Raw genomic sequence first — 22,201 nt, forward strand, 5'->3', positions numbered from 1 at the left:
GTTTATTGATTTAAAGTTTTTCTTTCTTATTCACTTTTTAAATAGCGTATCGGGTTACTGAACGTAGCTTTAATAGTTTGGAAACTAATGGTCATCACTGTGATTAGCAGCGCAATGATTCCAGCCATCAGAAAAACCCAAGGTTCGATCTGGATTCGGTACTGGAAATCCTGCAGCCATTGGCCCATCACAAAGTAGGATAGAATTGCTCCGATGATAAAGGCAATGCTTACCAATGATATAAACTCCAGGGAAAGCTTCATAAGGATATTTCCCGGTGTGGCTCCCAAAACCTTCCTGATGCTGATTTCTTTCTGCCTTTGCTCCGCAGTGTAGGCGGATAGGCCAAATAAGCCCAAACAAGCTATGACAATTGCAAGTATGGCAAAGTGCAGGAACATGGCCGCAAAAGCCTGGTCGTTTCGATATAGATTGGCAAATTCTGCGTCAAGAAAGTTAAATTCAAAAGGAATCTCTGGGTTTACCGTTTTCCAAGTCGCTTCAATATTTTCCAAGGTTTGAGTAAGGTTCTGCGCATCCACCTTTATGGCCATTTGGCTGTTCTGGGGACTGTAAAACATCAATAAAGGCTCCACTTTATGGCGGATGGTAGCAAAATGAAAATCTTTGACGACCCCGACCACGGTCAGGGGTTCCGGGCCAGCTTCGAGCTTCATTCCAATAGGGTCATCCCAACCGAACAGTTTCACCATTTCCTCATTGATAATCACAGATAAGGAGTCTGAGTATGTCGGTGAAAAGTTACGACCTTCTTTTATAGTCATACCCATGGTGGGAATGAACGACTCATCAATGCTCATCTCGCTAACGATATAGGCAGACTCGTCCTCTGTAGAGCCTTGAGGCAAGACCCCTCCCCGAGGAAGCTGTTGCCCTATTTGGGCGGAAGAAGTACCAATTGAATTGATGTTAGGATCCCGTGAAAGCTCATTTTTCAGGAACTCACTGTTGCTGGTATTTTGGGAAAGGGTAATGATCTGGTCCCTGTTATAACCCAGATCTGTGGTAAAGATGAAATCCATCTGCTGGTAAACTATGGCCGTCCCCACTATCAGGGCTATACTAATGGTGAACTGGACTACCACCAGAGATTTTCGAAGTGATTTGCCGCTTTCGGAATTTTTGAAGGCCCCTTTCAGCACGGAAAGCGGATTAAAGGACGAAAGCACAAAGGCGGGATACAGGCCAGAAATTATTCCCACAGCAAGGATGAGTCCCCCAATGACCAACAGATTCTGTAATTCGAAAAGCCCTTCTATTCCCGCACCTCTTTGGTATAAATCATTGAAAACCGGTAGGAGGGTCAGAACAAAAACATAGGCGATGACTGCTGAAAGTAATACCACTAGAATGGACTCAGAAAGGTGTTGCCAGATCAAGTGGGTACGGTAGGCACCCACAACTTTTCTTATCCCCACTTCCTTGGCCCGGGAAGTGGATTTAGCAGTGACCAGGTTGGCAAAATTAATTATGGCTAAAAACAATATCAGTACCGCTACTATCGATAGTGCTACCACGTTTTGCATGTCAGATTTGTTGAAGTTGCTTTCAAAAAGAATTTCCTTTGAACCCAAATGAACATCTTCTAACGCCTGCAACGTGGGGACGAAGAATTCCACGGCCTCATTTTTTCGTGCTATGCCTTGGATCTTGGCATCTACTTCATCCTTGTCTATGTTCCTGTCAAATTTCAGATAGGTAAAAGTATTGAGCCCTCCCCACTGTAGGAGGGATTGCAGATAGTTCTCTTCATCCTGGCCAGGAACCAAAGATCTGAGCAGGTCAAATTGAATATGGGAGTTGGCCGGTGGATCAGCCAGCAGTGCCACTACATAAAGCTCAAGAGTTTGGTTGATCTTTATGGATTTACCAATGGGGCTTTCTTCTCCAAAAATCCTTTTCGATAGGGTTTCGGTAATGGCAATCGTGTTTGGCTCGTCCAATATCCCTTCTTTTTTCCCCTCCAAAACCGGGAAGTTGAACACTTCAAAAAAGGAAGACTCAGTCCTAAAGCAACCGTCACATCTTAAAAGTTTATCCCCATAATTGATGTTAAGCCGTCCTTGAGGCCTTAACCTTACCGAGTTTGTAACCTCGGGAAGTTCGGCTTCCATGGCTGGTCCCAATGGGCCAGGGGTCACCCCCACAAGCTTACTGCTCACCCCTTCGGCCATGTCCAAAGTAAGGACACGATAGATCCTGGAAGAATCTTGATGAAACCTGTCAAAGGAAAGGTCCTCCTGTATATATAAACCTATTATAAATGTGGCAGCCAGGCCCAGGGCAAGTCCAAGAATTTTGATGAGTGAAAACCACTTCTCCTTCACAAGGTTTCGGAGCCCTATTAGAAAATAGCTTTTTAACATAGGAAGAGAGTTTAGGGGTTAAAAATATTTGCTTTCGCTTCAAATAGTTGTTGACATCTTTGACCAAATGCCAATTTATATGCCATTGAAAAGTTGCTTTTGGGAGTAAAGAATGGCTGTTTGGGCTAGTGAAACAAATAATTACCGTACATTTTTGTTCGTGATCGGGCAAAAAGTAAATTTAAATACGGTTTTCAAAAGTGTGGTTTCAGATTAGTTCGCATACGGTCAAAACTGTTCGTCTTTAGATTGGACCCAGTGGATGATGCCTTGATACGAGCACTCAGGAGCCATTTGAAATCGGTACTGGAATGGCGGTAAAGAAGTTTAATTCGCCATGTGTCTTTGTGCAGGTACGGGAATAGATAGGGACAAAATTAACAAGAGGTTCGTTTTTCCGCTTTCGTTTAAATACAGCAAATATACAGTTCATGTCTTTCAATAAACGGTTGAAGACAATCCATTTTTAATTGAACCGTATAAAATAGATTTTTGGAATATCATTTAAACATTATAATATCGGCTATGAATCATTATATACACTTTAGAAAGTTACATTTAGGTTGGGTTTTATTACTGATGGCTTTGTTGGTGACCCCTATAGTGGAGGCTCAGACAGTAATAACATCCAAGGGGACAAACCATCATATTATAGAAGAAAAAAGCCAAAGCCTAAAAGTGGAATATGAAGGGGAGATCAGTCTGGGGCCGGATGACCGATATATTACCAGCATCTCTGATGGAGGCTATATAAGAATAGAGAAAACCACTTTCGGCAACAAGCGGGAATTGTTCATAAGCAGCCGAGGAAATGAATTGGATTATGAGTACAAGGAGGGTGGCCGAAAAAAGCCCTTTGATCCTACCGGTAAGGCTTGGTTGGCGGATCTGTTGCCTGAACTGTTGCAGAGCACAACTATCGCTGCTGAGGCCCGGGTAGATAGAATCTACAGTTCTGGTGGGGCAAAGGGAGTCGTCAATGAGTTGCGGAATCTAAAAAGCGACCATGTAAAGGCAAAATATGCTACATTGCTAATGGGTAAAAATTTAAGGGATAGCGAGGTTCCGATGGTGATCGATGCGATAGGTGAAAACATCCGTTCCGACCATTTCCGCGCCGAAATATTTAAGCAGCACCACCAAATGTTGCTTTCAAATCCAAGGAACCAGGGTGCTTTTCTCAAAGCAGTGGAAACCATTGGATCAGATCATTACAAGACTGAATTGGTAAAGCTATTGGTTAAGAACCATTCTACTTCCGGTCAGCAACAACAGTTGCTACAACTTATAGGAACCATCCAAAGTGACCATTACCGTGCAGAGATACTGAATCAGGTTCCAAACGATTTTTCCGATAGGGAAATGGATTTCTTACTGGGGCAGTTGGTTCCTGAGATCAAATCTGACCATTACAAAAGTGAGGTGTTAGGTAGGATTATGAAAAGAGGGGATAAGCTAAATAGCAAAAACATTGACGCAATGATTCATGCTACGGGAGGAATCAATTCCGACCATTACCGCAACAATACTCTAAAGGATTTGGTGAAGAGCCAGAGCCTTTCAGCCCAAAACTATGAGACTCTTTTCAGTACACTTGGCAGATATAACTCTGATCACTATAAATCAGAGTTTATGCAATTGATGGTCAAGGAAGGTAAGCACCTTCAGAATTATGGACAGTTTATCCAAGAGGCCTCCAAGGTTAAAAGTGATTTTCATAGGAGTGAAATTCTCCTTTCCCTTTTGGGTAAAGTAAAACTTTCGGAAGAGCAGCTGCTAACACTTATCAGTAGTGTAAGTAATATGAGCAGTGACCATTTCAAGGCAGAAGTTTTGAAAAAATCCTGTCAGGCAAATGGAGAACAAAAGGTGAAGGCCGCTATTCGTGAAGCGGCAAAATCAATAAAATCCACACATTTCTCCAATGAGGTGCTAAGGTGTGCTAGCTAAATAAAGTGATTTTTGAGCAATAATAATTTCCAATGAAAATAATGATGGCTTTTGGGAGTATATTCTTCTGTTTTGCATGCCTATTCATTTACCTGCTGTATAGCGAGGGGGACCGGATGGCATCTGAACAATTGAGCTCCAGCCAGATTTGGATATTGGTGGTCAACCTCTTGGCAGTTAGTCTTCTTGTTATGGTGATTTACCACTTTATCATTGACCAATTTAAATGGAGGAAATTCCTTGGAATCAGGGCGGTACTCAACTTGGGAGTTTTGTGGGGAGCAAGTATTATTGGAGTTTATATGTTGGCCTTTCAGCTTTTGCAATGGGTTGCTACACCTGAAGTTTTTCCTGACTTTGAAATGGAGGCTTTTATGTTGAAAGGAGCAATTGTAGGATTGATTTTCAGTGTGCTGATAACTTGGGGAGATTTTTCTTGGTACAATTATAACCGGTATGCCTCTGAAGCTTTCACTGTGCTTCACAACAACCGAAAACAGAAGGAACTCCAATTCCAGACTCTTCGGTCACAGTTGACTCCCCATTTTCTTTTCAATTCCCTCAATACTGCCTCTAACCTCACCCACGTAGCACCAGAAAAGTCGGAGGAGTTTCTTAGGAAGTTGGCTGAGAACTTCACCTATCTCCTGGAAAATACCAGTGCTCCGACAAACAGCTTGGAAAGGGAGCTAGAAGTGGTGGATAATTATTTTCACCTGATGAAGGTCAGGTTCCAACAAGCTGTGATTTTGGAAAAAAATATTGACCCAGAATTTCTTACCAAACACCTACCGGCGCTTTCCTTGCAGCTTTTGGTTGAAAATGCCTTTAAGCATAATGTGGCCACTGAGGACTCCCCTGTAACCATCTCCATCAAAGCTGAAAAGAAATACATTGTAGTAGAAAACAATCTGACCTTCAGACCTTCCAAGGTAGACTCTAAAGGTATAGGGCTTAAAAATTTACAGGCTAGGTATAACCATTTTTCCAATAAGCCTATCATCATATCCAGACCCAATAACCATTATCAGGTAAGGCTTCCATATATCAAAGAGCTTAAAAAGAAGAACGATGTATCATAATCCTGCTACGAAACCATTTATCCGACTTTTACTGCCCATATTGGTGGGTGGTATGGTTTACCTGCTGGTTCTGTTAGCCTTCGATACCGTCAATAGGGTGCTGGAGGATTTCTTTAACCAGGAATTGTTGGTGTGTATAGGTATGGCATATTTAGTGCTGGAAGGAAACCGCCTGTTAGCCTTAGCTTTCAGGAAGCATTTTTTGGATTCAGGAAAATTTTGGATTTGGAGTATAGTCCTCATTTTAGTGGGTATGGGCTTAACTGTCAGTCTTATCACTGGTCTACTATTTTTGTATTTCTGGCAGGTGGAGGGGATGTACAGTCTCGAAAGCTTTGGTACAGAATTGCGGGTTTTCAATGGGGTATTTCTCTTTGTAGCTTTCCTTTACCATTCCTATTTTGTAGGGTTATTTTGGTTGCAACTCAAATTGGATCAGAAGATCGAATACGAAAATTATCAGAGCAGCCTCCTTGATCAAAATATTCACTTTTTCCATTATGTGTTGCATCCCGATTTTCTACTCCTAGGTTTTGAAAATATACTGCTCAAACTGAAAGAGGAAAAAAGAGAAGCTGCGGATGAGGGGATTTTGCTGCTTTCGGGGATTTATCAGTATTTCTTAAACCAGCGTCAGGAATTGTTATCTATCCAAAACGAGATTGCGGTGGTAAGGAAGATTGAAGATTTTCTCTGTCGCTATAGCCCTTACCATATACACTTAGACTTCTCTATCCAAAACGAAAGCTATTTGCTCATTCCTGGAACCTTGGTCCGGATAGTGGAATCCATCTCAAGCTCCCAGATTTCTTCCAAAGATACACCAGTGTCGATTTCTATTCAGCAACAATCCGGTAAGCTAATGTTAAGTTTTCAGCCTAATTTTTCTTTAACCCGGAAGAGTAAGCTTTTTCACATGCTGGAACAGGTAGGACGTCAGCACGAATGGTTGGGCAACAACTTCCATTGGGAAAATGCCGGGAAATTTAGGATTTACGTCCCAATCTGGAAAATGGAAGAAATGAAAGAACCAAAGCCCAATTTATCAAAACTCAATATTAATTTGGGGACTTATTCCGCCCAATCCCAATGAATGCTACCATGAAAGTTATTATAGTAGAAGACGAGAAACCCGCATTGGAAAGGTTAACTTTTTTCCTGAACCGGTATGACGAGCAAATTGAGATTTTGGGCACGGCCCAAAACATAGCCGAATCAGTGGTCCTCTTCGAAAGATGTGGGCAAGAGGCGGACCTTTTACTAATGGACATACAATTGGCGGATGGTTTATCTTTCCATGCCTTGGATCAAGTCTCTCTCCAAAAACCGGTGATTTTCATTACTGCTTTCAATCAGTACGCGTTAGAGGCATTTAAAGCCAACGGGATTGATTATTTGTTGAAGCCTTTCACATTTGAAGATTTTGCGGCAAGCTTGGACAAGCTAAAGCAGCTTAGTGGAACCTATCAAAAGCTTTCCCAGGTACAGCAGGTTTTTAAGCAACTCAGTAAACCTCAATATAAGGAGCGTTTTATGATCAAAATAGGGGACCATATCCATTCCGTGCCCACTGATCAGATCCGGTTGTTCTATGCAGAAGGCCGCAATACTTATCTGGTGAGGGAAGATGGGAGGCGGCTCATTACAGACTACAAATTGGAATCCCTGGAAGAAATCCTGCCCCCTGATAGCTTCTTTAGAGTCAATCGGAGTTATATCATCAATTTGACAGGGATCAAAGATGTTCTTATTTACTCTAATAGTCGATTGAAGATAAATATCAATTTTCCGTTTGAGGAAGAGCTCATCGTCAGCAGGGAAAAAGTCAATCGCTTTAAAGAATGGTTTGGAGGGGAGAGGATGGCATAAATAATTTTGCCCGTACCCGAACAAAACTGTTCGAAATTCCTGCTTGTCTTTTGCCAAAAGGACTTTTATAGATGTTAGGACAGGGTTAATCTCGGCATTAATCTGGAATAGCTTTTTGGTATCCCAAATGAATCATTTACTCCATGCTAAAACACTATTTCTTCATCGCGCTCAGAAACATTAGGAAGAATCTCGGCTTTTCCATGATCAACTTTTTGGGTTTATCCGTCGGCCTTTCCATTTCCATCATCGTTTTGCTGTTTGTGCAGTTTGAATGGAGTTTTGATAAGTTCCATGAAGATGGGGACCGGATCTTCAGGCTCAAAAGGTTTGAGATGTTTGATGACGGCATGGCCCAGTCCTTTTCCACCCCCTTTTTGCTCAAGGACGTGGTTCAGGATGAATTTCCACAGGTCCAAAAATCCACACGGCTGATGCAGACCAGCAGGGCCTTCAAACTCCCGGATAATACCGAATACCGGCAGGCCATCACCTTTGTGAGCCCCGAGTTCCTGGAAATATTTGATTTTGGCCTCAAGGAAGGTATAAGATCTCCGCTTTTCACAGGAAAATATGACATCATCCTTTCCGAAACGGCCGCAGAACGCTATTTCGGAAAGGAGCCCGCTATAGGCAAAATTGTGGAGATGCAGTTGATGGATGACTTCATCCCCTTCACCGTGAGGGGGATAATGGAGGATGTTCCCCCCAATTCCAGTATTGTGGTGGAGACATTGGTGTCGGATGCTTTGGTGAGGGATATGCAGTCTGAGGCTGCCCTGAACAACTGGTTCAATGTCAACACCGAAACCTATGTCATGACCGGTTCTCCCGAGGACAAAGAGGCTTTGCAATCGGGGATGGAACCCATGATGAAACGGGCCTTAGGGGATAATTACAGATCGGGAAACTATTATTTCGAACCCTATGCTTTGGCCGACATCCACTTCCATACCGGGGAAAATCCCGGCAATATCCGGGTCACCAATCCTCAGATGTTGTATGTGCTGCTGGCTTTGGGAGTGATTATCCTAGTCTTGGGATCCATCAATTTCACCACCATGGCCATTGGCAAAGCCGTGGTAAGGGCCAAGGAAGTGGGGGTAAGAAAATCTCTTGGTGCGGAAAGAAAGCAGCTGGCCATACAGTTTCTTTTTGAATCCATGGTGATTACACTTTTATCGTTCTTGGTGGCGATCGTCCTGGCATTCCTGCTCCTGCCGCATTTCAATACCCTGTTCAATACTACTCTTGCCATAGGCAATTCCTGGGAGCAGTTGGGTTTGATGATTGTCCTATTGGTATTGCTCACTGCGATGGCCGGTGGCTTCCCGGCATTCTACATGTCTGGTATGAGGACAATAAAGGTGCTGAAAGGGAATTATTCCATCAGCTTCGGGAAGCAGGGCTTAAGAAAAGCCTTGGTGGGTTTCCAGTTTTTCCTTTCCTTCCTGATGATTTCCTGCACGTTGGTCATGTACAATCAAATGAAGGTGCTGAAAAACCATGACCTCGGATTCCAGGCCGATCAGGTATTTGTGGTGCCGGTGGTGGCGGAATCTTCCCAAGGGCTGAGTAGCAGCATGAAAACCACCTTTGGGAAAGCCAATATCTATAGGGAAAGACTGTTGGAAAGGACGGATGTGGCGGATGCTGCCCTATCGGTCTCACTTTTCGGTAACGGTGACTGGTGGAGGGCCGGGTTCACCAACACAGACGGCAAACAGTTTTTCTTTCAGCTCAATTTTGTGGCGGGGGATTATCTCAATACCATGGGGATGGAATTGGCGGAAGGCAGGAATTTTTACGAAAACATCAACTTGGATTCCGGGGCCATTATGGTCAACCAGAAGTTTGCCGAACAAATGGGCTGGAATGGCCTGGAAAATGCCCAGCTGCCTCCCAGTGCCAATTTTGATTCCCATGAGGTGATCGGCATCATCAAAGACTTCAACCATGCGTCTTTGTATGAGGAAATCAACCCGGTTTTGATTTCCAAGAACCCCCGTTTGATCCTGGAAGGGATCAATGATATCGAAATCAGCAGAACCAGCGCCATGGTGCTGGTCAGAAGCAACCTGGCAGATTCAGAACAGTTTCTTGCCATGCTGGAAGAGGAATACCAAAAGATTTATCCCGGGGAAAACTTTGATTATTATCCCTTCAATGAGTTTGTGTTTGAGGCTTATCAAAATGAGGAAAGGCTGAGCCAAATGGTCACCTACACCGCACTGCTGGCGGTGCTGATAGCGGTGATGGGCCTGCTTGCCTTTACGGCCATGACCATTGCCGGAAGGCTGAAGGAAATAGGCATCCGGAAAGTGCTGGGAGCTTCCTCCGGTTCCATCACCTGGATGTTCAACAAGGAATTTCTGGCCATTACGATCGTGGGGATTTTATTGGCCATACCTGCGGGTATGTGGCTGATGCAGGACTGGCTTCAGCAGTTTGCGGTGAGAGAATGGCCCAGTGCTTTGACCATCGGTCTTACCATTTTGGCCGGATTGGCGCTCACCGCATTGTTGGTTAGTCTTCAGTCCCTGTCGGCCTCGTGGATAAATCCGGTGAAAACGATTAAGAGTGAGTGAGGGATTGTACTAGGTACCAAGTACCATGTACCAAGTAAGATGAAGGCTGCCGGTAGTTAATGGCTGGGTTCTTATTATTTATCATTCCCGCTACGAATTCAATCGAAATTCATCATTAATAATGTTGAATTAGGAATTAAAAATTAGGATTGAGTTTAATTTAAAGCCTCTTTAAAATGAAAAAGCTACTAATTATCGGCGTTGCATTCGGATTGGCAATTTCTTCCTGTGACAACATAAATTCCAAACTTGACAGTAAGAAAGAGTCAAGTTTTTTGGCTCAAATGTTAGGTTCGGAATCGTCGGGTGATGTTTTCAGTGGCACCATTGCGGAGGGCTCATTTATTCCAGTTTCAAAAATGCATACCGCACGGGCAGCACATACAGCAACACTGCTAAAAGACGGGACTGTTTTGGTGTGCGGAGGTTTTGCAGGTAGTACCAATAGTTTGTCAAGTGCTGAACTTTACAATCCTACTTCAAAATCATTTACAAAACTTAATGATTTAAATACATCACGCGTAAGCCATTCAGCTACGCTATTGCCGAACGGAAAAATTCTGATTGCGGGTGGTTACGATGGCAATTCACTTTTCACTACAGAGATTTATGATCCTGAAACAAAGGTGTTTTCACATGGGCCAAATATGAATACCGCCAGATATGGGCATACTGCAACACCTCTAAATGACGGAAGAATACTCTTTACAGGAGGGGTAGGAAGTGGATGGACATTTTTGTCTTCTTCAGAAATATATGATATAGGAGCAAATCAATTTAGGCCGGCCGGTTCAATGACGGTTGCCCGTGAATCGCATACAGCAACTCTTTTGAAAAACGGCAATGTGCTGATAACGGGAGGCCACAGGGATAGAAGAGAAAATATAACAGTCTATTCTTCTGCCGAAATTTACGACAGCAAATCAAACCGGTTCTCTGAAACAGGTGCTTTGAATCTCCCACGACATAAGCATGATGCAATATTACTTTCTGATGGTAAAGTATTGGTCAATGGAGGTGCTGACAGTCGGGATTCCCTTTATTCTTCCGCTGAAATTTATGATCCGGGTACGGCCAAGTTCACTTCTATTTCAAACCTGAATTTCCCTAGATTCAAACACAAAGAGACGAGTGTATTACTGTCGGACAATAATGTTTTAATAGGGGGCGGTTCTGACAAGGCGGAGATTTACAATTTCAAAACCGGTAATTTCTCTCCGCTTCAAGGCAGCATGGGGGCAACTCGTCTGTTCTCCTGTTCAACACTTTTAGATAACGGGGAGGTTTTGATTACCGGCGGATATGATGAAAATATTAGAGCAATTAGTGGGGCAAGTTTATTTGTAAAGAAATAAGGATTATAGGTTTACAACGTTATCGGAGCTCTAAAGAAAGCCGTCTTTTCATCACATAAAAATCAAATAACTCTTTTCCTATCTGGAAGGTATGTTCCCCACAAATTTCAAAGTCCTGATTTTTGTAAAACCTCACTGCTCGTTGGTTTTCTTTCAATACGGATAGCCACATGGTTTGCCTGGCTTGAAGAAATGCTTCTTTGAGCATTTCCTTTACCATAATATGGCCAAGGTTTTTGCCTAGAAAATCTCGGAGGATATATATTTTCTGAAGTTGGCAGGTTTCTTTCTCTTTCAAAAAATCGGAAGGGGAGAAAAGCTTAAGTTTCGAATAACCCACAGGCAGTTCGTTGACATAGATTAGCCAGTACCTGTTGTTGTCTTTTTTGATGCTGTCCCGAATTTTTGCCACTGAAAATGTCTTATTAAAGTATTCCTGTATATCCAAGGGATCTCGGAAGTGCATGCCAAAGGTTTCGCTAAAAGTAATCCTTGCCAATAGGCAGATGATAGCTGCATCGGCTTCATCAGCTTTTTTGATCTTAATGTTGTCCATTGATGGTATTTCGTAATAATGCTAGGAGAAACTTGGGTTTGGTCCCAAAGTTTACGTCCCCACAAGTTAAGTAAATGTGTTTAAAGCCGGATCCCATCCTTAAAAAAGAGCCCCCTTTACATTTGTACCACCCTTTTTAACTCCTTCTATTTTCCTTAAAAACCTCTAACTTTATATAAATAGAAAATAAAAATACTGAACGAACCTGTATGGGCTTTCCAGTTTAAAGATGAGTAAAGAACATAATTATAAAACCACAATAAAATGGACAGGTAATTTAGGACAGGGGACAATAGATTACCTTGGATATGAAAGGGCCCACACCATATCTGTTGAAAACAAGGTCGGTATACCCGGTTCATCTGATCCGGCGTTTCGTGGAGACAAGACCAAATACAACCCGGAAGAACTGCTTGTTTCCTCCCTTTCAAGCTGCCATATGCTTTGGTACCTGCATTTATGTGCGGAGGCAGGAGTAGTCGTGACCGAATATATGGATGAGGCTACAGGCATATTGACCGAAACAATTAACGGAGGAGGGAAATTTAAAGAAGTTACCCTTAATCCTACTGTTACCGTTAATGACCAGAGTATGGTTGATAAAGCTAAAGCCTTACACCATAGAGCTCATGAACTTTGCTTTATTGCCAACTCCGTTAATTTCCCCATTTTTCACAACCCTGTGATTAAATCAGAAAGTTGAAAAAACTTAATTAGGCTCACGTACCAATTGGATTTCTAATTATTACAAAATATGACAAACCAAAAAACAAAAAAGACCTGCAAGTTTGGGCACACATTCTATAAAAGCACTGACTGTCTCACCTGTCCGATCTGTGAGAAACTGAAAGAGCCCGCTTCAGGTTTTTTGGCTCATTTGAGCAATCCTGCCAGAAATACTTTACTCCATCACGGGATTGATACTGTTCAAAAGCTCGCCGGATACACCGAGAAGGAAATATTGGCACTTCATGGTATGGGCAAGGCATCCCTTCCTGCTTTACATCAAGCCTTGGCTAAGGAGGGATTGGGGTTTAAAGATGACGGTCACGGGAAATAAATACAAATTCACTTCCTGTAATCACTCTCCCTTCAACACCTCCGCCGGATTCCCCATCGCTGCTTTGATGGACTGGAAGCTGACAGTGACTAGGGTTATTAACCCTACAAGCAAGGCCGCCTTGAGAAAAAGAAATGGAGTGATTTCTATCCTGTAGGCAAAGTTGTCTAACCAACCTTGCGATATATACCAAATTAACGGGATGGCAATGGCAAAGGCAAGCATTATCATTCCAAAATATTGCCTAGTAAGAGCAAGCAGGATGGAATCAAGCCTGGCACCAAAGACCTTTCTGATACTGATTTCTTTCGCCCTTTGGTGCACATGGTATTCCACCAAGCCGAAAAGCCCCATACAGGCGACTAGTACCGTAAGACCCGCAAATATGTTGAGCAAGGTGGACAGGTTCTGCTCCGAGCGGTACATCTTGTTAAAATTGTCATCGACAAAGCTGTAACTGAAAAGCTGTCCTGGTACTTGGGCAGTAAAGATATCCTCTACCTGTTTGATCTGGGCCGGGGCACTTTCCTTGTCCAGGCGCATGGTAAGGGTATAGAACACTTCCGTTTGGATGTGCATCACCAATGGTGTGATAGCTTCTTTTAGGCTGTTTGCATGGAAATCCCTGACCACGCCGATGACCTCGCCTTGCTTGACCGAATCGGCAGTCCACATATCCCAGTTTAGGTTTTTGCCCAAGGCTTCCTCAGGACTTCCAAAGCCGAAATTCCGTGCAGCGGTCTCATTGATGATAAATGCTTTGTGAGGGTCAGTTCCAAAATCCCTTGAAAAATCCCTTCCGGCTACCATTTCCATTCCGAAGGTTTGAATATAATCATAATCGACTAGAAACATAATGGTGCTTAACCTCTCCCCTGTAGTCGGATTGATCACCCCATCCTGGGCAAAGATGTCTCCTGGGATTCCGTAACTCCAAGTGGCATTTTCTATATTTGTACGATTCAAAACCTCTGACTTTAAAACCTCAAGTTGAGAGGCTTGGACGCCGCGTCCATATACCGACATCAAGGTGTCTTTGTTAAAACCCATGTCTTTTCCTTTTAACAGGTTGTTTTGCTCTACCACGATCCATGCGCCGATGATGAGGAAGAAGGAAAGGACAAACTGCAGTACAACCATCCCTTTCCTGAAGCTACCGTGTCCCCCTTTTGTGTCCTTAGCTCCTGAAATCACGGCTGCAGGTTTGAAGCTGGACAACAAAAACGCCGGATATGCCCCTGCAAATATTCCCAATATCAGAAGGGTGCCGGAGATCAAAGCAAGGGTGTTCCATGTCCAAGGTAAGGAAAGTTCCTTGCCTGTAAGTTCAGATAGGAAGGGTAGGGAAAGCTGGGCCAAAAGCAGGGCAAGCAGAAGGCCGAAAAAGGTAAAGGCATAGGATTCGAGTAGGAACTGAACCTGCAGGTTGGATTTTTGCGCCCCGATGACTTTTCGCACACCTACTTCCTTCATGCGCTTCACGGCTCTTGCTGTGGAAAGATTTATGAAGTTAAAGCAGGAAATCAGCAGGATCATACCTGCAGCTACCATCAGGATATGGACAGTGTCCTTGTTGCCGATGACTGCAAGGTCATACTGTAAGTGGGAAGATTCAAGGTGGATGTCCCGGAGGTTTTGAAAATATGGTACGGATTTGAACCCGGAATCGGCATTCAGCGGAGCGGATTCCTTTTCCGCATAAGCCTGAAATTTGCTTTCCAGTTCTTCGACATTGGTTCCTTCTCTAACCTTAAAATAAGTATACATCTGGTGCCAGGTCCAGGAGGCAATTCTTTCGGCTAGCCAAGGGATGCTTTCCATTGATATTAAAAAATCCAACTGCAAATGTGAATGGGAAGGGAAATCCTGGAATACATGGGTTACTTCGTGGTCTGCCCCGTCAATTTTTAGGGTTTGACCCACAGGGTTAGAGGACCCAAAATATTTGTCGGCAAGGCTTGCTGAGAGGGCCACAGCATTGGCTTTTGTCAATACCTGATTAGGGTCTCCCTCTAAAATAGGAATGGCCATGATGTCAAACAGCTGGCCTTCACCATGGGCTCCCTGTAGTTCACTATAGAGCTGCTCATCCAGCTGAACCTGCTTTTCGCTGATTGTTCCCAGGATCCTTGCGGCTTTTTCTACCTCGGGGAATTCCTCCTGTAGTTTGGTAGCCAGGGCCGGCTGCACCATGGCCGCATACCGCTCCCCAGATTCGGGTGAACTCATGAGACTGTAGACCCGGAAAACCTTTTCACTCTCTGGATGGTAGCGGTCAAACTGCCATTCATCCCAGATATAAAGAGAGATCAAAATGAAGGATGCCAAACTGATGCCCATACCGATAATGTTGATGGCGGAAAAGGATTTGTATTTCAGTAGGTTTCTAAAGGCGATGAGCAGGTAGTTTTTGAACATGGTGAATGGGGTATGACTTGGAATGGGTAATACCATTCATATACCAATCAAAATCTGCTATTGAGTGCTGAAAAGGCAATACTTTCCCAGGGTCCTATTCGCCTGTGAACGATTTTGTTCGAGAGCGATCAAAAAGACTTCTCACACTGAGCCCACAAGTGCCCCGCTACCATCCATCATCGGTCATCGGCCATCCGGCATCCAACATCGGTCATCCGTCATCCAACCTCCCTCATCTACTCATCAAAATTCACCATCCAATTAATGCCAAATTTGTCTGTGCACATCCCAAAATAGGCTGCCCAGAATGTTTTTTCCATAGGCATGGTTACTTCACCATCTTGAGAGAGGCCATTGAAAAATCGGTCGGCATCTTCCTTACTTTCTGCGTTGATGGAAATGGAAAAGTTGTTTCCTTTCGTAATTTCCTGACCCTCAAATGTGTCACTTCCCATTATGGATGTTTCGTTACTGATGGGTAGGCTGATGTGCATAATTTTGTTTTTATCATTCTCGGAAACATCCAGCATACCTTCCTGGGGAGGCATTTCCCCGAAGGTACCCACATAACCGAATTCACCACCTAATATAGACCGGTAGAAGTCAAAGGCTTCCTTGCAGTTGCCATTAAAATTGAGATAAACATTTACAGTTGTCATATTGAAGAGGTTAAAGAGTTTAATGAAATTTTCATGATGAATTCATCTGTTTACACAAAGATAATTTATATACCGGATATTATTTCCGGAATAACCTACTAAAATCTGAATGTGCCAACCTTAAATGTTTTTCAAGGTTGGTGATTTTTAATATCCTCCACCATTTGGTGGTGAAGGGGCAGATGGTGCATTGCTACCAATATTTCCTTGAGCAATAAGCGTATCAAGTACTTCCATGCTTAGGTGAACATTTGCGTGGCCGTTGTAATTGATCAGCTGTTCATAGGTGACTGAATTGCCATCGTCAAAAGCTGTGACAAGAGTTTTGCTTCGACCGGTATTGCCATCAACAGGGGCCAGGTCAATCACAATGGGTCCACCTTGAGAAACAGAGTTAGAGTGGATGTGAGCAGGGTGGATGTTTCCATCTTGTGTGCCATTCAGTTCAATCATTATTCGAGTGGAATTTGGTCCCTCTTTTCTGAAGATTACATTTCCAGATATTGCAGGATCGGAAACTGCCGTCAAAGTGTAAATTTTAGCTTCTTGTCGGGGAGAATCATCGTCATCATTACAACCGATGACGAAAAGGGCTCCCAAAAGGAGCAGGATTAGAGCCGGGTATTTTATTGGTGTTTTCATGGTAATTGAATATTAGGATTTCATTTAAAGTGGAAGTGAAGTTGCACATTTTTAAGCCTTTTAATGTTTTGTAACTACTTAATATTAAACGTATTATAAAGGTAAATGTCTTGATGTTTTTGTAAATTTACTGGAAGGAAATATGCTTCGCGAAATATGGAAATATTCTGAAATATGCTTTGCGAAATAGGGAAACAATGAAATAGTAGACAGCCAACGATCTGGGTCTGTCGACTCCGATATTTCCCTATTTCATTATTTCTTTTAATTCTCAAATACCCTTCGCGAAATAGGGAAACAATGAAATAGCAGACAGCTTAATGATCGCGGCTATTGTCCGCAGACGGTCAGAATTGGTCGATTTTAGAAATGGTTTTTAGTTTAGATGGTTTCGAGAGCCCCTTAATTGATATTTTAGACTGGCACATGATTGGGAAATAGGGGATGTATGCTACTCAACTACCTCAAGATTGCTTGGAGAAACCTAGTTAAAAAGAAGGTCTATTCTTTCATTAATATTTTAGGCTTAGGAATAGGAATGGCCTGCTGCCTGCTCATTTTTATGTTTGTACAGGAGGAGTTTTCCTATGACAGCTATCATGAGCATCAGGATAAAATATTTCGGATAATTCATGGTTCAAAAAATTCGGAAAGCTCACAATTTTGGGTTTGGGAAAATGCTGCAATAGGTGAAGGGTTAAGAAGTGACTTTCCTGAGATCGACAAAGTGGTGCAGTTTTCTGGAACAGCAGATTTGCTATTGCAGTATGGAGAACAGTTTTTTCAAGAGGATGGGGTGTTTTTTATGGACTCCACCGCTTTTGATGTCTTCAGCTGGAGGATGCTGGCTGGCGATCCAAAAACGGCCTTAACTAATCCCTACAGTATTGTACTGACAGCCTCCACTGCCAAAAAATATTTCGGGGAGGAGGAGGCATTGGGAAAAACGCTGATTGGAAGCGCTTCCCCTGGTAGAGCAGAGGAGGGAAACTATACCGTCACCGGCATCATGGAAGATGTACCTGCCAATTCCCATTTCAGTTTCAATGCCCTCATCAGCCTAGATACTTACCGACAGTCCAATCCCCAAATATTCGAAATGTGGGGCTATGCCGATTTTTACACATATTTTAAGGGCAATGAGCATTTCGACAGACAGTCATTTGAGGACAAATTGCAAGGATTTATAGATAGAAGGGGACCAGAGGATCGTCCCAATTATGAAATAAGGCTTGAATCTTTGAGTGACCTATATTTACAATCAGAGGCACAGCGGCAACCAGGTGAGACGGGCAATCTTTCCAACTTGTATGTCTTTTCGGTCATCGGGATCTTCATCCTGGTGCTGGCCGTGATCAACTTCATGAACCTTTCCACAGCCAGATCCATGGAAAGGGCTAAGGAAGTAGGTATCAGAAAATCCATCGGGGCAAATAGAAAGAGCCTGGTTTTCCAGTTTCTGGGGGAGTCCTATATTATTGTGGCCTTTGCTGCCCTGATTGCTTTGATCATCATGTCTGTTGTTATGCCGCTCATGGCGGATCTGGTTGCCAAGGAGCTGGCAATGGAAAACATGCTCAACTGGGGAAATGCCCCGCTTTTGATTGGTGGCTTGTTGTTGATAGGGCTATTGGCCGGTTCATATCCTGCCTTAGTATTATCAAGCTTTAAACCCGTTTCTGTTCTAAAAGGAATAAACAGCTCCGCTTCCCATGGCGAGCGACTCAAAAAGGGGCTGGTGGTTTTCCAGTTCAGCTTATCAATAGCCCTCATAGCGGGCACCATAATCGTCTACAAGCAGATGGACCATTTGCAAACGAAGGACATGGGTTTTGACAAGGAAAGGATGCTGGTCTTGGATTATAACCATGATGAAGAGGTAAACGATAAAAGGGAGGTGTTGAAAAATGAGATGGAGGCCAATCCTGCGATATTGTCGGCGGCATTTTCTAGGAGCGTGCCGGGCAGCTATTTTCCCAATGCTGAGACTTTCATCGAGAGCGAGGACGGCGAAATGATAAGGGATGGACAGCCGGTGTTCCAGGTGGGGGAGGATTTTATCACCCATTATGGACTGGAGATGGCTGCAGGGAGATCCTATTCCAGGGATTATCCCTCGGATATGGAAGGGGCGCTTGTCATCAACGAAGCAGCGGCACGTCAATATGGTTATGCCAACCCGGAAGACATCATCGGCAAGAGATTCGACCAATGGGGTAGGGAAGGCGAAGTGATTGGAGTGGTGAAGGATTTCAATTTTACTTCCCTGCACCGGGGCATAGAACCCATGACTTTGCCATTAGTACCTTATGCAAGTAGATTTCTTTCGCTCAAGGTCAAAAGCGACAACTTGCAGCAAGCCGTCAGCGAAGTGGAGGAGATCTGGTCCGGCCTGGTTCCGCACCGTCCGTTTTTATATAGCTTCTTGGACAAGGATTTTGATCGACAATACCATTCCGATTTCAGGTTTAAGAAAATCTTCACGGTCTTTTCTGTTTTGGCTATCTTTATTGCCTGTTTGGGACTGTTAGGATTGGCGACCTATACGGCAGAAAAAAGAACAAAGGAAATAGGTATCCGCAAGGTGTTGGGGGCCGAAACTCCCGGGATAGTGGGCTTGCTTTCAAAGGACTTCATCAAACTGGTATTGGTAGCCATTCTGATCGCTTCGCCCATTTCCTGGTATGCCATGAACGGTTGGCTGGAGGGTTTTGCTTATAGGATATCCATAAGCTGGTGGGTCTTCCCAGTGGCTGGCCTACTTTCTATCATGATCGCACTGCTGACGGTAAGTTCCCAGGCCATCAAGGCCGCCCTGATGAACCCCGTAAGGGCTTTGAGGAGTGAATAGAATTCACATTTCTCTCACCCAAAATTCAGCGTAAATATTGTCTTTTCGTTTGGAATAGATTGAACCTGAAGGTTGCCTTTGTGCAGATTCATAATTTGTCTTGAAATGGCTAGCCCTATGCCACTGCCGGTTTTCTTGGTGGTATAGAAAGGGACGAAGATTCTTTCCAAGGCCTCTGGAACTATGCCTTCCCCAAAGTCTATAATTTGGATGAAGGGATAAGAGTGATTATTGAGCCCTGCTTTCATGAGAATCTCTTTCCTTTCACTTTTAGATAGTGCCTCTTTGGCATTCTTGACTAAATTGATCAATATCATCTGAATCAGGTCCTGATCAGCTGTAAGTTCCAGTTCAATGGGAAGTATTTCACACTGCAAGCAAATCCCTTCTGAGGCCAGGTCTTCTTTTAGAAGAACTCCAATATTGTCAAAGAGCAGTTTGACCGAAAAGGTGCGCAATTCAGGTTGGGGAATATTGGTGTAGTCCCGGTAAGCATTGACAAAATGGATAAGTCCGGAACTCCTTTTTTCTATGGTGGTCAAGCCTTCTTTTAAATCTAGGTAACTGTCCTTTTCAATAACAAGAGCTTCTGAAGTCTCCTCAACATCTTCCTCTAGAATTATACCTAGGGAATTGGCCAAGCTGGCTATTGGCGTCATGGAATTCATGATTTCGTGCCTAAGTACCTTGGTAAGGTTTTGCCAAGCCTGCAGTTCGTTTTTCTGCAATTCGGATTTAATGTTCTGAAAGGAAATCAAGGTCCATCTGTTTCCCCCCATCTTAAAAGAGGCAGATTGCACATTGAGGTGGAGTTCGGAGTTGATTTTAATCGCAAAAGACCCGCCAGGCTTCAGGTGGAGGATTTTGACGAGGAACTCTTTAGAAAGCTTGCCTAAATCATTGATGTCCTTAAACTGGGGAATCTGCAGCAACTGCTTGGCAGCACCATTGATTACTCCGATCCTGCCAGTATGATCGAAGGAAATGATCCCGGTGTTGATATGTTGGATCATAATCTGGAGGAAAAGCATCTGCTCCTCCTTTTCCGCTCTGGTCTTCCGGAATGCTTCAATGACTTCATTAAAGGACATGTTCATCTCTTTGAAGGACTTACCCAAACTGCTGTCCTTGGTAAAGGAGGATGAAAAATCTGCAAATCGGATGGATTCCAGGAATTTGGTTATTTTTCGATTTGTGGTATTGCCATACTGGATCAGGTTATAGGTTTGAAATGCTATAGCAAAAAGAAATACAATTCCCATCATATAGGAATTGTCTCTTATGAAAATGGAGACCCCCAGAAAAACCAAGGCGACTAATACAATCACCCTATATATTATACCAAGGGCAAAAGATTTAAAGCCCATACCTTTCTAGTCTTCGATATAAGGAGGAGCGGGTAAGACCCAGTTCTTCGGCCGCACGTGTAATGTGACCGTTGTGCTTTTGGAGTGCCTTTCGGATAAGAATCTTCTCCACATCTTCAATGTTCAAATGGTCCAGACTGACCATTTCCTCTTGCTTTTCAGGCATCAATGTTTTTTGAAAAAACAGGTCTTCTGGCTGGAGAACGCTGTGGTTGGTCATGATGACGGCTCTTTCTATACTGTGCTGAAGTTCTCTGATGTTGCCTGGCCAGTGGTATTTTTGCATCCGTTTGATCAGACCTTCACCCGCTTTGCGGATATCCTTGTTGTATTTCTGCGAATAGGTGGCGATAAAATGATTTGCCAATAAGGGGATATCTTCAATCCGCTCCCTCAATGGTGGTAGTGTAATCTCAATTGTGTTTATCCGGTAAAGTAAATCCTGCCGGAAGGTGCTATCATACACCATATTATGAACGGGCATATTGGTGGCCGAAATCAGTCGGATGTTGACCGGGATGGCTTTATTGGCTCCAACCCTCGTAACTTCCCTGTTTTGTAAAGTAGCCAGAAGCTTGGCCTGAAGGGGAAGGGGAAGGTTGCCTATTTCATCCAGAAAAAGCGTTCCTTTATTAGCCTGCTCAAATCTGCCTGCCCGATCATCTTTGGCGTCGGTAAAGGAGCCTTTTTTATGTCCAAAGAGTTCACTTTCAAAAAGTGTAGTTGTGATAGACCCTAGGTCAACACCTACAAAAGCTTCTCGGTGTCTTTTTGAATTTCTATGAATTGCCCGAGCTATAAGTTCTTTGCCAGTGCCATTTTCTCCTAGGATAAGTACATTAGCGTCTGTCACTGCTACCCTTTCGATGGTCTCAAATACCCGCTGCATGGCATCGCTTTGTCCGATAATATCCTTGAACTTGCTGTCAATGTCTTGATAAAACTGTTGCTGCTTGTTTTTCAATTCATGAACTTCCAATTTGGACTGTCGCAGTTTCAATGCAGAATTGATGGTGGCAAGCAGTTTTTCATTTTCCCAGGGTTTCAGCACAAAGTCGGTAGCCCCTTCTTTTATGGCTTTTACTGCCGTATTAACATCGCCATAGGCGGTGATCATTACCACTACGGCAGAGGAGTCCAGTTCCAGAATCCTGTCGAGCCAATAAAAACCTTCCTGTCCGCTGCTGACATCTTTAGTGAAGTTCATGTCTAGCATGATCACATCATACTGCTCGTTGACGATCAGGATGGGCAGCAAGTCAGGGTTGGTTTCTGTGTCCACCTGCCCGAAGTTTCGTTTCAAGAAGATTTTAGCTGCTTTTAAAAGGTCTTCATTGTCGTCCACAATGAGGATCTTACCGGGTTTCTGTTCTTTCATGGATGAAAATAGTCAAAATTTTTGGATGTCCGAAGTCCG

General features: G+C 43.5%; 16 protein-coding genes. 9 read left to right on the forward strand and 7 right to left on the reverse strand.

Features of this window, described 5'->3' with window-relative positions; all coding sequences use genetic code 11:
* Window positions 1-26 precede the first annotated feature (26 nt).
* On the reverse strand, window positions 27-2,387 hold the full coding sequence (locus tag FPL27_RS03750; RefSeq protein WP_143959812.1) for an ABC transporter permease: 2,361 nt from the start codon (window positions 2,385-2,387) through the stop codon (window positions 27-29).
* Window positions 2,388-2,912: 525 nt separating this feature from the next.
* Here FPL27_RS03750 and FPL27_RS03755 point away from each other — a divergent pair.
* The 6 genes from FPL27_RS03755 (at window position 2,913) to FPL27_RS03780 (ending at window position 11,231) form a co-directional block, all read left to right on the forward strand.
* Window positions 2,913-4,337 carry a hypothetical protein gene (locus FPL27_RS03755; protein WP_143959813.1) on the forward strand — a complete coding sequence of 475 codons (1,425 nt, stop codon included), beginning with the start codon at window positions 2,913-2,915 and terminating at the stop codon, window positions 4,335-4,337.
* Window positions 4,338-4,369: 32 nt separating this feature from the next.
* Entirely contained in the window at window positions 4,370-5,419 is a 1,050-nt protein-coding gene (locus FPL27_RS03760) for a sensor histidine kinase (protein WP_143959814.1), read from the forward strand.
* Window positions 5,409-6,512, forward strand: coding sequence for a hypothetical protein (locus FPL27_RS03765; protein WP_143959815.1), 1,104 nt, complete (start codon window positions 5,409-5,411; stop codon window positions 6,510-6,512). Before FPL27_RS03760 ends, FPL27_RS03765 begins: the two co-directional genes overlap by 11 nt.
* An 8-nt stretch (window positions 6,513-6,520) precedes the next feature.
* Window positions 6,521-7,288, forward strand: a complete 768-nt coding sequence (locus FPL27_RS03770) for a LytR/AlgR family response regulator transcription factor (RefSeq protein WP_143959816.1) — start codon at window positions 6,521-6,523, stop codon at window positions 7,286-7,288.
* 143 nt (window positions 7,289-7,431) lie between these two features.
* Window positions 7,432-9,876 carry an ABC transporter permease gene (locus FPL27_RS03775; RefSeq protein ID WP_143959817.1) on the forward strand — a complete coding sequence of 815 codons (2,445 nt, stop codon included), beginning with the start codon at window positions 7,432-7,434 and terminating at the stop codon, window positions 9,874-9,876.
* A gap of 176 nt (window positions 9,877-10,052) precedes the next feature.
* A complete protein-coding gene (locus FPL27_RS03780) occupies window positions 10,053-11,231 on the forward strand; it encodes a Kelch repeat-containing protein (RefSeq protein ID WP_143959818.1) in 1,179 nt (392 codons plus the stop codon).
* A 19-nt stretch (window positions 11,232-11,250) separates the two neighbouring features.
* Here the strand turns inward: FPL27_RS03780 and FPL27_RS03785 are convergent, their stop codons facing one another.
* Complete coding sequence (locus FPL27_RS03785) at window positions 11,251-11,787, reverse strand: GNAT family N-acetyltransferase (protein WP_143959819.1); 537 nt, start codon at window positions 11,785-11,787, stop codon at window positions 11,251-11,253.
* A 229-nt stretch (window positions 11,788-12,016) separates the two neighbouring features.
* On the opposite strand from FPL27_RS03785, the gene FPL27_RS03790 reads away from it, so the two are divergent.
* Window positions 12,017-12,490 carry an OsmC family protein gene (locus tag FPL27_RS03790; RefSeq protein ID WP_143959820.1) on the forward strand — a complete coding sequence of 158 codons (474 nt, stop codon included), beginning with the start codon at window positions 12,017-12,019 and terminating at the stop codon, window positions 12,488-12,490.
* Window positions 12,491-12,541: 51 nt separating this feature from the next.
* Window positions 12,542-12,847, forward strand: a complete 306-nt coding sequence (locus tag FPL27_RS03795; protein WP_143959821.1) for an RNA polymerase alpha subunit C-terminal domain-containing protein — start codon at window positions 12,542-12,544, stop codon at window positions 12,845-12,847.
* A gap of 21 nt (window positions 12,848-12,868) precedes the next feature.
* Here FPL27_RS03795 and FPL27_RS03800 read toward each other — a convergent pair whose 3' ends face one another.
* The 3 genes from FPL27_RS03800 to FPL27_RS03810 form a co-directional block, all read right to left on the reverse strand.
* The gene (locus tag FPL27_RS03800) at window positions 12,869-15,265 is read right to left on the reverse strand and encodes an ABC transporter permease (RefSeq protein ID WP_185974293.1); all 2,397 of its coding nucleotides are present in this window, start codon (window positions 15,263-15,265) and stop codon (window positions 12,869-12,871) included.
* A 236-nt stretch (window positions 15,266-15,501) separates the two neighbouring features.
* Window positions 15,502-15,924 carry a VOC family protein gene (locus FPL27_RS03805; protein WP_143959823.1) on the reverse strand — a complete coding sequence of 141 codons (423 nt, stop codon included), beginning with the start codon at window positions 15,922-15,924 and terminating at the stop codon, window positions 15,502-15,504.
* A 147-nt stretch (window positions 15,925-16,071) separates the two neighbouring features.
* A complete protein-coding gene (locus FPL27_RS03810) occupies window positions 16,072-16,566 on the reverse strand; it encodes a hypothetical protein (RefSeq protein ID WP_143959824.1) in 495 nt (164 codons plus the stop codon).
* Between the two features lie 448 nt (window positions 16,567-17,014).
* Here FPL27_RS03810 and FPL27_RS03815 point away from each other — a divergent pair, with 448 nt between their 5' ends.
* A complete protein-coding gene (locus tag FPL27_RS03815; RefSeq protein WP_143959825.1) occupies window positions 17,015-19,417 on the forward strand; it encodes an ABC transporter permease in 2,403 nt (800 codons plus the stop codon).
* Between the two features lie 14 nt (window positions 19,418-19,431).
* On the opposite strand, the gene FPL27_RS03820 is transcribed toward FPL27_RS03815, so the two are convergent.
* Window positions 19,432-20,784, reverse strand: a complete 1,353-nt coding sequence (locus tag FPL27_RS03820) for a sensor histidine kinase (RefSeq protein ID WP_143959826.1) — start codon at window positions 20,782-20,784, stop codon at window positions 19,432-19,434.
* On the reverse strand, window positions 20,774-22,162 hold the full coding sequence (locus tag FPL27_RS03825; protein ID WP_143959827.1) for a sigma-54-dependent transcriptional regulator: 1,389 nt from the start codon (window positions 22,160-22,162) through the stop codon (window positions 20,774-20,776). Before FPL27_RS03825 ends, FPL27_RS03820 begins: the two co-directional genes overlap by 11 nt.
* Between the last annotated feature and the right edge of the window lie 39 nt (window positions 22,163-22,201).

The organism is Litoribacter populi, assembly GCF_007483685.1.
In the GTDB taxonomy this organism is placed as follows: Bacteria; Bacteroidota; Bacteroidia; order Cytophagales; family Cyclobacteriaceae; genus Litoribacter; species Litoribacter populi.

What these genes read in the sequence shown, in the direction of transcription:
- FPL27_RS03795 (WP_143959821.1), top strand. Translation starts at nt 12,542, where the DNA reads ATGACAAACCAAAAAACAAAAAAGACCTGCAAGTTTGGGCACACATTC.
- FPL27_RS03815 (WP_143959825.1), top strand. Translation starts at nt 17,015, where the DNA reads ATGCTACTCAACTACCTCAAGATTGCTTGGAGAAACCTAGTTAAAAAG.
- FPL27_RS03785 (WP_143959819.1), bottom strand. Translation starts at nt 11,787, where the DNA reads ATGGACAACATTAAGATCAAAAAAGCTGATGAAGCCGATGCAGCTATC.
- FPL27_RS03775 (WP_143959817.1), top strand. Translation starts at nt 7,432, where the DNA reads ATGCTAAAACACTATTTCTTCATCGCGCTCAGAAACATTAGGAAGAAT.
- FPL27_RS03805 (WP_143959823.1), bottom strand. Translation starts at nt 15,924, where the DNA reads ATGACAACTGTAAATGTTTATCTCAATTTTAATGGCAACTGCAAGGAA.
- FPL27_RS03820 (WP_143959826.1), bottom strand. Translation starts at nt 20,784, where the DNA reads ATGGGCTTTAAATCTTTTGCCCTTGGTATAATATATAGGGTGATTGTA.
- FPL27_RS03790 (WP_143959820.1), top strand. Translation starts at nt 12,017, where the DNA reads ATGAGTAAAGAACATAATTATAAAACCACAATAAAATGGACAGGTAAT.
- FPL27_RS03765 (WP_143959815.1), top strand. Translation starts at nt 5,409, where the DNA reads ATGTATCATAATCCTGCTACGAAACCATTTATCCGACTTTTACTGCCC.
- FPL27_RS03780 (WP_143959818.1), top strand. Translation starts at nt 10,053, where the DNA reads ATGAAAAAGCTACTAATTATCGGCGTTGCATTCGGATTGGCAATTTCT.
- FPL27_RS03770 (WP_143959816.1), top strand. Translation starts at nt 6,521, where the DNA reads ATGAAAGTTATTATAGTAGAAGACGAGAAACCCGCATTGGAAAGGTTA.
- FPL27_RS03750 (WP_143959812.1), bottom strand. Translation starts at nt 2,387, where the DNA reads ATGTTAAAAAGCTATTTTCTAATAGGGCTCCGAAACCTTGTGAAGGAG.
- FPL27_RS03825 (WP_143959827.1), bottom strand. Translation starts at nt 22,162, where the DNA reads ATGAAAGAACAGAAACCCGGTAAGATCCTCATTGTGGACGACAATGAA.
- FPL27_RS03800 (WP_185974293.1), bottom strand. Translation starts at nt 15,265, where the DNA reads ATGTTCAAAAACTACCTGCTCATCGCCTTTAGAAACCTACTGAAATAC.
- FPL27_RS03760 (WP_143959814.1), top strand. Translation starts at nt 4,370, where the DNA reads ATGAAAATAATGATGGCTTTTGGGAGTATATTCTTCTGTTTTGCATGC.
- FPL27_RS03755 (WP_143959813.1), top strand. Translation starts at nt 2,913, where the DNA reads ATGAATCATTATATACACTTTAGAAAGTTACATTTAGGTTGGGTTTTA.
- FPL27_RS03810 (WP_143959824.1), bottom strand. Translation starts at nt 16,566, where the DNA reads ATGAAAACACCAATAAAATACCCGGCTCTAATCCTGCTCCTTTTGGGA.